The sequence below is a fragment of the Pseudarthrobacter sp. MDT1-22 genome (assembly GCF_054511035.1).
On sequence record NZ_JBTNDK010000001.1, the window covers coordinates 355,979 to 367,719 of the forward strand.

8 protein-coding genes are annotated in these 11,741 nt (G+C 65.8%); 6 read left to right on the forward strand and 2 right to left on the reverse strand.

What is annotated here, in order from left to right; all coding sequences use genetic code 11:
* Positions 1-63: 63 nt before the first annotated feature.
* Positions 64-402, forward strand: a complete 339-nt coding sequence (locus ACX80M_RS01770) for a hypothetical protein (RefSeq protein WP_252608945.1) — start codon at positions 64-66, stop codon at positions 400-402.
* Positions 399-1,505: a flavin-containing monooxygenase gene (locus ACX80M_RS01775; RefSeq protein WP_459308505.1), complete on the forward strand. Its 1,107-nt coding sequence runs from the start codon at positions 399-401 to the stop codon at positions 1,503-1,505. The genes ACX80M_RS01770 and ACX80M_RS01775 overlap by 4 nt, the downstream gene beginning before the upstream one ends.
* Here the strand turns inward: ACX80M_RS01775 and ACX80M_RS01780 are convergent.
* Positions 1,474-2,442, reverse strand: coding sequence for a DUF389 domain-containing protein (locus tag ACX80M_RS01780; protein ID WP_459308507.1), 969 nt, complete (start codon positions 2,440-2,442; stop codon positions 1,474-1,476). The genes ACX80M_RS01775 and ACX80M_RS01780 overlap by 32 nt on opposite strands.
* Positions 2,443-2,618: 176 nt before the next feature.
* On the opposite strand from ACX80M_RS01780, the gene ACX80M_RS01785 reads away from it, so the two are divergent.
* The 3 genes from ACX80M_RS01785 (at position 2,619) to ACX80M_RS01795 (ending at position 8,273) form a co-directional block, all read left to right on the forward strand.
* Entirely contained in the window at positions 2,619-4,661 is a 2,043-nt protein-coding gene (locus ACX80M_RS01785; protein ID WP_459308544.1) for an acyltransferase family protein, read from the forward strand.
* Between the two features lie 222 nt (positions 4,662-4,883).
* The gene (guaB, locus tag ACX80M_RS01790) at positions 4,884-6,395 is read left to right on the forward strand and encodes an IMP dehydrogenase (RefSeq protein ID WP_104062565.1); all 1,512 of its coding nucleotides are present in this window, start codon (positions 4,884-4,886) and stop codon (positions 6,393-6,395) included.
* An 18-nt stretch (positions 6,396-6,413) separates the two neighbouring features.
* The gene (locus ACX80M_RS01795) at positions 6,414-8,273 is read left to right on the forward strand and encodes an ABC transporter ATP-binding protein (RefSeq protein WP_459308509.1); all 1,860 of its coding nucleotides are present in this window, start codon (positions 6,414-6,416) and stop codon (positions 8,271-8,273) included.
* A 94-nt stretch (positions 8,274-8,367) separates the two neighbouring features.
* Here the strand turns inward: ACX80M_RS01795 and ACX80M_RS01800 are convergent, their stop codons facing one another.
* Positions 8,368-10,287 (reverse strand): S8 family peptidase, encoded by a 1,920-nt coding sequence (locus tag ACX80M_RS01800; protein WP_459308511.1) that lies wholly within the window; start codon positions 10,285-10,287, stop codon positions 8,368-8,370.
* A gap of 222 nt (positions 10,288-10,509) precedes the next feature.
* On the opposite strand from ACX80M_RS01800, the gene ACX80M_RS01805 reads away from it, so the two are divergent.
* Positions 10,510-11,646: a GuaB3 family IMP dehydrogenase-related protein gene (locus ACX80M_RS01805; RefSeq protein ID WP_252598341.1), complete on the forward strand. Its 1,137-nt coding sequence runs from the start codon at positions 10,510-10,512 to the stop codon at positions 11,644-11,646.
* Positions 11,647-11,741: the final 95 nt, after the last annotated feature.

Genomic DNA, 11,741 nt, shown 5'->3' on the forward strand with positions numbered 1-11,741 from the left:
GTGCATGAAAGTTGCATATTTTGGCGGACGCGGCCGGCAAGGGCACGGCCATAGCCTCAAAGCATGAACCTTCCAGTACTTGCCGGCACACTTTCCACCGTGCTGTTCGCCGTGGGAATGCTGCCGATGCTGGTCAAAGCGGCACGGACCAAGGACCTGGCTTCCTACAGCCTCAGCAACCTGATGCTAACCAACGTGGCCAACGCGGTCCACACCGTGTACGTTTTCAACCTCCCTGCCGGACCCATCTGGGCCCTGCACCTGGCCTACCTCCTGGCATCCGCGCTGATGCTGGCATGGTGGCTCCGGTACCGGGACGACGGACAGGACAGCCGGGCGGACCAGCCCCCGGAAGGTTCAGCCATCACCATCACCTCGGATACCAAAGGAGAGCAGCCATGAACAACAACGGCGTGACCGGCACGCTGGACACCCTGATCATCGGTGGCGGGCAAGCAGGCCTAGCCCTTGGCCACTACCTGAAACAGCAAAACCGCACGTTCCTCATCCTGGACGCACATCCAAGAACCGGCGACGCCTGGCGCCAGCGGTGGGATTCGCTGCGGGTTTTTACGCCCGCAAAATACGACGGACTGCCGGGAATGCCGTTCCCGGCGGACCCGCTGTCCTTCCCCAGCAAGGATGACGTTGCCGGATACCTTGAGGGCTACGCCGAAAAGTTCGGCCTGCCCGTCCTCAACAGTGTGCCGATCGAACACCTGTGGCGGGACGGGAACCGGTTTGTCGCCGCTTCCAACGGCCGGCGCTGGGAGGCGCACAACGTGGTGGTGGCCACCGGCTGCAGCCAAGCGCCGAAGCTACCGGACTTCGCTGCGGAACTGAACGCCGCCGTCGTCCAGTTTCATTCCAGTGAATACCGCAACCTGGGGCAGCTGCAGGAGGGCCCCGTCCTGGTAGTAGGGCTGGGGAACTCGGGAGCGGAGATTGGCCTTGAAGTGTCCCGGACGCATCCCACCATCGTGGCCGGCAAGCCCGGCGGTGAGATTCCCGTCAAGCACGGCCCGACGGCGGCACGGTACTTCCTGCCCGTGGTGCGGTTCGTCGGACTCCACGTCCTCACCCTCAACAACCCGATCGGCCGCAAAGCTGCACCGGCCTTCACGGCCCACGCGGCGCCCCTGATCAGGACAAAGTCCAAAGACCTGGCCGCCGCTGGCGTCAGGCGCGTGCCGCGGATTGCCGGGGTGGAGAATGGGCTGCCGGTGCTCGCGGACGGGACCCGGCTGGAGGTTTCAAACGTAATCTGGTGCACCGGGTTCCGGGATGACTTCGGCTGGATGGATCCGGTAATGCTCGACGGCGGCGCGCTGCCCAGGCAGCGGCGCGGCGTGGCACTGGATACCCCTGGGCTGTTCTTCCTGGGCCAGGAATTTATGTACGCGGCGGCGTCGGCAACGCTGCCCGGGGCATGCCGTGATGCGCGCTATCTGGCGGGCCGGATCCCGGTTCCGGTCACCCGCGAGTCCGCGTCAGCTGCCATCTGAGGCGCCGGGCGGCGGCTTCGGGCAAGCGCCGGGAAACCAGCCGGTAGAAGAACAGCACCAGAACTGCCGCCGCCACGATGCCCATCAGGTTGAGCGCCAGCTGCAGGGCCGACCCCGTTGCTTTCTCAAACTCGCCCAGCACGAGTGCTACGGCCACAAACCCGGCAGCAGGAACTGTGGTCACGGAGATGAAGACACCGATGAGTGCCGCTGACCGCCGGCTGATGACGGACAGCATGCCCGCCGTGCCGGCCAGAACGGCCACGATCAGGGAATAGGGTCCCGGGTGGTAAATGAACTCCACCGCAGACCCTGTGTCCAGGGTGTTGTCCGCGAAGAGGCCCAGTGCCGCGGAGACCCACGTGGTCAAGGCCGCCAGCAGCATGGCCAGCGGGAATCCCACACCAAGCGCCAGGGCAGCACGCCGGCCGAGTGCCCACTGGCGCCGGGCCAAGGCCACTGCCAGCGCCGCCAGGGGGCCGAACTCCGGCCCCACGGCCATCGCCCCCACGATGGCAATGGTGGAATTCGTCACGATGCCGATGGCGGCGAGCTGCGTGGCCAGTATCAGGAAGGCAAGGTAGCTCCACGTGAGCCGGGAGTCCTCGCCCGTCTGGCGGGTGACCTCGTCCCAGATCAAGGCGTCTGCGCCGTCTCCGGGGGCAGACGCCTCCGCTTTGTCCGCGCGCCGGGACAGGACGAGTTCCGGCATGGAGATGGCAATGGATCCCACCTCCTGCGCCTTCAGGACGTGGAGTTTTTCAAGCAGTTCCTCCACCGCTTCCCTGGCAACCTGGACGTCGATGACATCGCCCTGCGGCGACACGGATGCTCCCGGAAAGAGCGCTACCTCGGCGGTTCCCGTGTGCTCCTTGCAAGCGTCCAGCGTCACTGCCGACAGTTCACTGGGCACACAGATCCGCAGCTGCACAATCACTTGGTCTCCCTTCGCTGGCCTGTGGCCAGCATAGTTTGTGGCGCTCTCCGAGGGGCTCGAAGGCGGCCGTTGATTGGCCATCGGCCGCGCGGCTCCGTAGGCTTGATGCTTTGCTTACCCGCTTGGAGAGGTCCTCTGTGTCCAGTGCACCAGCCGAGGCTGCTCCGCGCACTGCGCTGGACGCAAAAACCGGCGAGCGGAAGCCTGCCCGGAAACCGACCTTCCGTCCCGAAGTCCAAGGCCTCCGCGCGCTCGCCGTCCTGATGGTGGTGACCTACCATGTGTGGCTTGGCCGGGTGTCCGGCGGGGTGGATATCTTCCTCCTGATCTCGGCCTTCCTGCTGACGCTGTCCTTCGTCCGGAACGTGGAGGCCGGCACCTCCCTCAATCTCCTCCGGCACTGGCTGCACCTCTTCAAGCGGCTGCTGCCGGCCGCCGTCGTGGTGATCCTCGGGGTCCTGGCAGGCACCTGGCTGGTCCTCCCGCAAGGCCGCTGGCCCGTCATCCTGGACCAGGCCTGGGCGGCATTGCTGTACCGGCAGAACTGGCTGCTGGCGGATACCGCCGTGGATTACTACGCCCAGCAGCATGCCGCGGCCAGCCCCCTGCAGCACTTCTGGTCCCTGTCCATCCAAGGACAGGTCTTTATCCTGTGGCCTCTCGTCTTCGCCGCTTCCGCTGTTGTGTGGCGGCTCCTCCGGCACCGGTACAACGCCAGCTACCGCGCCGTGGTGGCAGCCGCGTTCGCCGGCGTCCTCGTTGCCTCGCTCGCGTTCTCGATTGACCAGACGGCCACAAACCAGGCCTACGCCTACTTCGACACCCGGACGCGGCTCTGGGAATTTGCGCTGGGCTCGCTGCTGGCCCTTGCCCTGCCGTACCTGAAACCCGGAAAACTCCTGCGTGTCGTGCTCGGCTGGGCCGGCCTGGTGGCCATGGTCTCCTGTGGTTTGCTGCTGACCGTGGACCGGGCGTTCCCCGGATTCGTGGCACTGTGGCCCACGCTGGCCGCAGCCGCGATCATTGTGGCCGGGCAGAGCGGGAGCCGGTTTGGTGTGGACCGCCTCCTGGGCTGGAAGCCGCTGGTTTCCCTGGGTGACAACTCCTACGCCCTCTATTTGTGGCACTGGCCCGTCCTAGTGCTTGCGCTGGCCGCTACCGGCGTTGAGGCCCCCAACCTCATCCAGGGCGCCGCGATCATCGCCGCCTCGGTGGTCCTGGCCGTCCTCACCACCCGCTTTGTGGAAAAACCCCTCCGGGAGTGGCGCTGGCCGCAGGTGCGCACCTGGCGCACCGCCGTCGTCGTGGTTTCCTGCTGTGTCCTGCTGGCCGGACCCGTGGCGGTCTGGCAGACGAGCCTCACCGCGGAGGAAGCCGCCACCGCCGCCCAGCCCCGCGAGCTGACGCCGGGAGCGGCCCTGCTGACCCCCGGTAACGCCGGAGCACCGGCACCGCAGGGCAGGATCATTCCTGGGCCCACCGCCCTGGACAACGACTGGGCCGGAATCCACCAGGCCTGTACGGGAGCGAATGCCACGGGGGACCCTGTTCTTGAAGGCTGCCGGCAGGCGCTCCCCGAAGGCGAACCCACCAAACGGATCGTTGTCCTGGGTGACTCCCATGCCCAGCAGTATCTGGCCGCACTGGCTCCCATCGCGGAAGCCCGCGGCTGGGAGCTGGTCACCCTGCTGATGCCGGCATGCCGTTTCGGGGCCGAATCCGAGACCCGGAACGCCGAGTGCAACGCCTACAACCGGGCCAGCGCAGCGTACGTGCTGGAGCACCGGCCGGATGCCGTCTTTACCGTGGCCACCCTGACCCATGAGGAAGCCCCGTTCGAGACCGAGGTGCCGGCGTACCTCGAAGGCATCCAGCCTATCGCGGATGCCGGCATCGAGATCGTCGGCATCCGGGACAACCCGCGCTTCACCATCAACATGCCCGAGTGCGTCCAGCGCCACAGTGCGGACGCCCCGGCGTGCAACCCGCCGCTGAACGAATCCCTGGTGGAGCCGTCACCGCTGGAGAGCTACCGCGGGAAGGTGGACGGGCTGCACCTGATGGACCTGAGCGATTTCATCTGCGCCGGCGGCATCTGCCCGGCCGTGGTAGGCAACGTCTACGTGTACAAGGACGACAACCACCTGAGCCGGACGTATGTGGAAAGCATGATTCCCATGTTTGAGGAGCGGCTGCTGGCGGCGACGGGCTGGAACTGACACGCGGCCTTCGGTTATTGGGTGCCGTTGCTCACAATGTGCTCCCGGAATAGGGGGATCCGCGTCGAGGTTCTAATATTTACTCAAAGCTTTCTGCATGGTTCCCGTGCATGAGGCACTCGAATGTACTAAGGCCCTGCACGGACCAGTCCCGTAATGACGGGCTGGTCATTAGCTGCAACCCCTACCCGTGAACCCGTAACCAAGGTAAGAGGCGCACTCATGACCCAGCCCGAGCACAATCCTTTCGGCTTCATCGGCCTGACCTACGACGACGTCCTGCTCCTCCCGGGCCACACGGACGTCATCCCGTCCGAGGCTGACACGTCTTCGCGGATTTCCAAGCGGATCACCGTTCACACACCGCTGCTGTCCGCCGCCATGGACACGGTTACCGAATCCCGGATGGCCATTGCCATGGCTCGCCAGGGCGGCCTGGGCGTCATCCACCGCAACCTGTCCATCCAGGACCAGGCCGACCAGGTGGACCGCGTGAAGCGCAGCGAATCCGGGATGATCACCAACCCGCTGACCATCGGCCCCGAGGCCACGCTGGCCGAACTGGACGAGATCTGCTCGCAGTACCGGGTCTCCGGCCTCCCCGTGGTGGACGAGGGCATGCGGCTCCTCGGTATTGTCACCAACCGCGACACCCGCTTTGTGCCCGAAGCCGACTTCCCGCTGCGGCTGGTCAGCGACGTGATGACCAAGATGCCGCTGATCACCGGGCACGTAGGCATCAGCCGTGAGGAAGCCTCCCACAAGCTGGCCACGAACAAGATCGAAAAGCTTCCGCTCGTTGACGAGCAGGGCCGGCTCAAGGGCCTCATCACCACCAAGGACTTCACCAAGGCCGAGCAGTACCCGCTGGCCACCAAGGACGATGAGGGCCGGCTCCGCGTCGGTGCCGCCATCGGCTTCTTCGGTGACGGCTGGGAACGCGCCATGGCACTGGTCGACGCCGGAGTCGATGCACTGTTCGTTGACACGGCCAACGGCCACTCCCAGGGTGTGCTGGACATGATCCGCCGCCTGAAGTCCGATCCCGTAGCAGCGCACGTGGACATCATCGGCGGCCAGGCTGCCACCCGCGAAGGTGCCCAGGCCCTGATCGACGCCGGTGCCGACGGCATCAAGGTGGGCGTGGGCCCCGGCTCCATCTGCACCACCCGCGTGGTGGCCGGCGTGGGCGTCCCGCAGATCACCGCCATTTACGAGTCCGCCAAGGCAGCCATCCCGGCCGGCGTTCCGTTGATCGCCGACGGCGGCCTGCAGTACTCGGGCGACATCGGCAAGGCGCTGGTTGCCGGCGCCGACACCGTCATGCTGGGTTCCCTCCTGGCCGGTTGCGACGAGTCCCCGGGCGAGCTCATCTTCGTGAACGGCAAGCAGTTCAAGAGCTACCGCGGCATGGGCTCGCTGGGCGCCATGCAGTCCCGCGGCAAGAACACCTCCTACTCAAAGGACCGTTACTTCCAGGCAGATGTCTCCGGTGATGACAAGCTCATCCCCGAGGGCATCGAAGGCCGCGTCGCCTACCGCGGCCCGCTCGCCTCGGTGGCGTACCAGCTGGTGGGCGGCCTCCGCCAGACCATGTTCTACACCGGTGCGCCCACCATCCCGGAGCTCAAGGTCCGCGGCAAGTTCGTCCGCATCACCCCGGCCGGCCTCAAGGAATCGCACCCGCACGACATCCAGATGACCGTGGAGGCGCCGAACTACGGTTCGCGCTAATCCCCGGCGGTTGGAGCCATGTCCCGACCACGCCATCCCGCCGAACTGAACCCAAAAAAGGACCCTCAGCGGCGGTTGGCGCTGCGGCCTTACGCCCGGGCCGTGGCGCAGGTGCTGCGGGTCAGCTTCCAGGCTTCGCCAGCCGCCGTCGTAATGAAAGTAGTCGGTTCGCTCATTTCGGCGACGCTGCCTTTGGTGACCACGTACTTCGCAGCGCTGACCACCACGGCCCTGGCGGCCGCCTACGCCGGTGATTCCGCAGCAGGCCAACAGGCCATTGTTTACGTCATCATCACGGCTGCCCTGGGGCTCTTGTGGGGCGGCTTCAGCAGCGTGGACCGCTACATCCAGCAGCTCATGAGCTTCAAGGTGGGCGCCGTCGTGGGCGACCAGATGTACGAGCGCTTCCTGGCGCTGGAGTTCTGGCGCTATGACGATAAGCAAACCGTGGACCTCTACGACCGGGCCAAACGGTTTTCCGATTCCTATGCCCGCGTGCTGGACAGGATCGCGGCTATCTTCACCCAGTTGGTCTCCGTGATCCTGGCCGTGGGCGCCCTGCTGCTGGTCAGCTGGTGGATCGCCGTGATTGTCCTGGTGGCGATTGTGCCCAGCGTCTACCTGCAGTTCAAGCTCTCGCGCGAACAGATCGCCCACTGGAACACCCAGGTGGACTCCCGCCGGCAACGCCGGATGATCGAAACCAACCTGCTCCGCCCCCAGCACATCGCCGAAATGCGGCTCTACGGGATCGTGGGCTACCTGATGGACCTCCGTTCCCAGCTGCGCGATGCTGACGAGCGGCGCCGCCTGGACTTCCAGAAGCGCTACATCCCCAAGCAGCTCGCCGCCGATGCCCTGCAGTACGGCGCCGAGGTGATCTCCCTGATCTGGGTGGTGGGCCAGATCATCGCCCGTGCCCAGCCCGTTGGCCAGTTCCTCTATGTCCAGCAGATCGTCAGCCGCGCACTGTCCACAGCCAACAGCCTGGTGTCCTCCCTCAGTTCGATCGACGAGGATCTCGCCAACCTCAAGGACTACGAGCTGTTCATGGCAATGCCGGTTCATTCGGACCATTCACCGCCGCTGCTCCAGGCGCCCAAAACTGTGGAACTGCGGGACATCCGCTTCACCTACACGGGCGGCGACACCGAGGTGATCCGCGGCATCAGCATGACCATCCGCGAAGGCCAGCACATCGCCGTCGTGGGTGAGAACGGGGCGGGAAAGTCCACACTGATCCGGATCCTCGCCGGCCTCTACCGCCCGGATTCCGGGCAGGTAATGCTCGACGGCGTCGACCTCGCCGCCGTCGACGTTAAGTCCTGGCACCGCCACCTGGCCGTCCTGAGCCAGGAATTCCTCAAGTACGAATTCGCCACGGCTGCCGACAACATCCGCTTTGGCGACGTGGACCCGCCCCGTGACGACGAACGGATCCGCCAGGCAGCCAGCGACGCCGAAGCGTTGGAGTTCATCAACAAGCTGCCCAACGGCCTGGACAACTATGTCAGCAACTGGATGGAGGATCCGCGCGGCCGGAAGGGGAGCGGGCTCTCCGGCGGCCAGTGGCAGCGGCTCGCGATGGCCCGGAATTTCTACCGCAACGCCACCTTCATGGTCATGGACGAGCCGACGTCCGCTATCGACGCACTGGCCGAGCACCGGATCTTCACCCGGCTTTTCGCGGACCGCAGCAGCACCATCATTGCCATCAGCCACCGGCTTGCCACCATTGAGAAGGCCGACATTGTCTACATGCTCGAGGACGGGCGGATTGTGGAACAGGGCACCCACAAGGAACTGGTGGCGCTGCGGGGCCGCTACTTCAGGATGTTCGAATCCCAGCTGACGGTGGAGGAGGCCGAGGGCGTCTGACGACGGCAGGGCCTAGGGTCACGCACTCCACGCAGGAACCGCCGGCCGCGCTGCAAGGCGTGGCCGGCGGTCCCGGATTCGTGCGGCCCCGAGGCTAAGAGGTGGTCACCGCTGTGTCGTCGAGGTAGAAGTACGTCCCCAGCGACGAGTCCTCAACACCCAGGAAGCGCAGGGTCACGCTCTTGCCCTTGTAGGCGGAGAGGTCCAGCTGCTTCTGCAGATAGCCGGCGGACTCGTTGAGATTGGAGTAAGTGGCCAGCGTGGTGGTCACACCGTTGCTGACCGCCTGAACCCTCAGGGTGTCATAGGCCGCGCTGGATGTGGTCTCGTCCGACTGCACCTTCAGGTAGAAGGACAGTGACGCGGTGGCCACCGTGGACGGGACGGCAAACGCCTGGTCGAGGATGTAGGACGTTGCCTGGCCCCAGCCGTTGAGGCCGGCGAAGCCGGAACCGGTCCTGGCATTCGTTCCGGTCTCGAACGTGTCGGCGTGGTCAGAGGTCCAGGAGGCTGCGCCCGATTCGAAGCCCGGGTTCAGCAGCAGGTTGCCGGACGGCGGGGGAGTGACCCCGCCCAGCAGGCCCATGGTCTTGGTGGCGTCCGAAAGCCCTGTGCCGCAGCCCGTGGTGCAGCCGCCCGGCATTGCCCGGGTTCCCTGCTTGAGCGTGGACTCCACCTGGGCCGGGGTAAGCGTGGACGATTTGGACTTCATGAGTGCGGCCAGCCCGGCCACGTGCGGAGCTGCCATGGACGTTCCCTGGTAGCTGGCGTAGCCGGCGGAGCCCGGTGTGGAGGTACCGGTATTGATAGTGGAGAGGATTCCGCCGCCCGCTACACGGACGTCGCCGCCGGGTGCGGTCAGGTCAACCGTGGAGCCGTAGTTGGAGTAGTAGGAGAGGCTGCCGCTCGGGTTGCTGGCGGCCACGCTCACAACGCTGTTGCAGTTGGCCGGGCGGAATCCGGAAGCATCCTGGTTGCTGTTGCCGGCCGCCACCACCACGGTGGCTCCCCGCGAAACTGCGGAGTTGATGGCTGCCTGGTACGTGCTGCCGCAGGCACCGGACCCGCCCAGGCTCATGTTGATGACCGTGGCGGGATTGGCGTTGGCCGGGATGCCCGGGACGGTGCCGCCGGCTGACCAGATAATCGCATCGGCAATGTCGGACAGTGACCCGCCGCACTTGGCCAGGACGCGTACCGGCACCACTTTGGCGTTGGGTGCGACGCCCGCCACGCCGGCGGCATTGCCGGTCACGGCTGCAACGGTGCCGGCGACGTGCGTGCCGTGCCAAGAGCTGTTGCCGGCTGTCGACTGGCCGCACTCGCCGGCGGCGTACCAGTCGCCCTGGTCCTGCGCATTCGCGTCCCGTCCGTTGCCGTCACGCGCTGCCGTGGCGTCGGAGACGAAGTCGTAGCCCGGCAGCACATTCACGTCGAGGTCCGGATGGGCCGTGATTCCGGTGTCGATCACGGCCACCGTCACGCCGGTGCCGGTAGCAACGTCCCAAGCTCCGGGGACCCGCATGCCGTTGGTGCCAGTGAAATCCCATTGCTCGCCATAGCGTGGGTCGTTGGGCGTGAGAGCCACCGTCATGCGGGCGTCAGGTTCGACGTAGTCGACCGATCCGGACGCCGCAATCTCGGCCATGAAGTCTTCGGCAGCCTGCCCGGACAGGGCCCTGTCCGCCTCGATCAGCGTTCCGCCGGTGGCCAGGGTGCGGAGTTCCTGCACCTTCACGCCCTGTGACTTGGCTGCTTTGCCCCAGGCATTGGCGCGGCCGTTCGGGGTGGCGTTTGCCGTGGTCTCCTTGAATTCGACGATGAACTTCGTGTAGGCCTCTCCGGCGGCCACGTCGTGCACCGAAGTGCCTTGGACGGCGGCCGGCCCGGCTGCAGTGCGGTCACCGTCTTCGGGGGTGGCGAAGACCGGCGAACCGGCGAAGGCCAGGGTGCCGACTGCTGCGGCGAGCGACAGGGCCAGGATGCGGTGGCGCCTGATTGATGAACGTCCCATAGGAGCTTCTTTCTCGGAACGGGCACAGGTGTGGCCCGTATGAAGGGGAGTGATGGGTGGTCACGTGGTGGATCAGGTGGTAACCGAGAGTAAACATAAAGGTATTTTCAAAACTTGTAAATGGTTGACAAAACATGTCAATAAAGTGTGGACTATCAGTTTCAGGATGAACCTAAGAGCAGGCGCCACACCGCATCCCACGTGGTCAAGTAAAGTGGTCACGTGACTTACGAGATCGAGATTGGCCGTGGCAAGCGTGGGCGTCGTGCCTACTCCCTGGATGACATTGCGATTGTCCCTAACCGTCGTACCCGCGACCCCAAGGACGTGTCGGTCTCCTGGCAGATCGATGCCTACAAGTTCGACATGCCCGTGATTGCAGCCCCGATGGATTCGGCCATGTCCCCGGAGACGGCCATCTCCTTGGGCCGGCTCGGCGGGCTCGGCGTGCTGGACCTTGAGGGCCTCTGGACCCGCTACGAGGACCCGCAGCCCATCCTTGACGAGATCGGCGCCCTCGAAGACGAGGTCAACAGCCCCGCCGTGACCGGCCGTATGCAGGAGCTCTACCGCGCTCCCATCCAGCCGGAACTGATCACGTCCCGCCTGGCGGAGATCCGCGCCGCCGGCGTGACGGTGGCCGGCTCGCTGACCCCGCAACGCACGCAGGAACACTACAAGACCGTGGTGGCTGCCGGCGTCGACATCTTTGTGATCCGCGGGACCACCGTGTCAGCCGAGCACGTCTCGAAAGACCATGAACCCCTGAACCTCAAGCAGTTCATCTACGAACTGGACGTCCCCGTGATTGTGGGCGGCGCGGCCGGCTACACGCCCGCCCTGCACCTGATGCGCACCGGAGCCGCCGGCGTCCTGGTCGGCTTCGGCGGCGGAGCCACCGCCACCACGCGGCGCGCCCTGGGGATCCACTCGCCCATGGCCTCCGCCATCTCCGACGTCGCGGCCGCCCGCCGTGACTACATGGATGAATCCGGCGGACGGTACGTCCACGTAATTGCCGACGGCGGCATGGGCACCTCGGGTGACATCGTCAAGGCAATTGCCATGGGCGCCGACGCCGTGATGCTGGGCAGCGCCCTCGCCCGGGCCGAAGAGGCACCCGGCAAGGGCTGGCACTGGGGCCAGGAGGCCCACCACCTCGAACTGCCCCGCGGAGACCGCGCCAACGTCGGCACCGTCGGACCTCTCGAAGAGGTGCTCTTCGGGCCCGGCCACCACACCAACGGCACATCCAACCTGATCGGCGCACTCCGCCGTTCGATGGCGACCACCGGCTATTCGGACCTGAAGGAATTCCAGCGCGTCGACGTCGTAGTTTCTCCGTACACGGGTAACTGACGGCCTCTAACTGACGGGCGGCCGACGCCGCTGACGTCGTCCGGAGCGCCTCCCTCGTGGAACCTGCCCTGCCCAACTGTGCGGCAAGGAAGTAC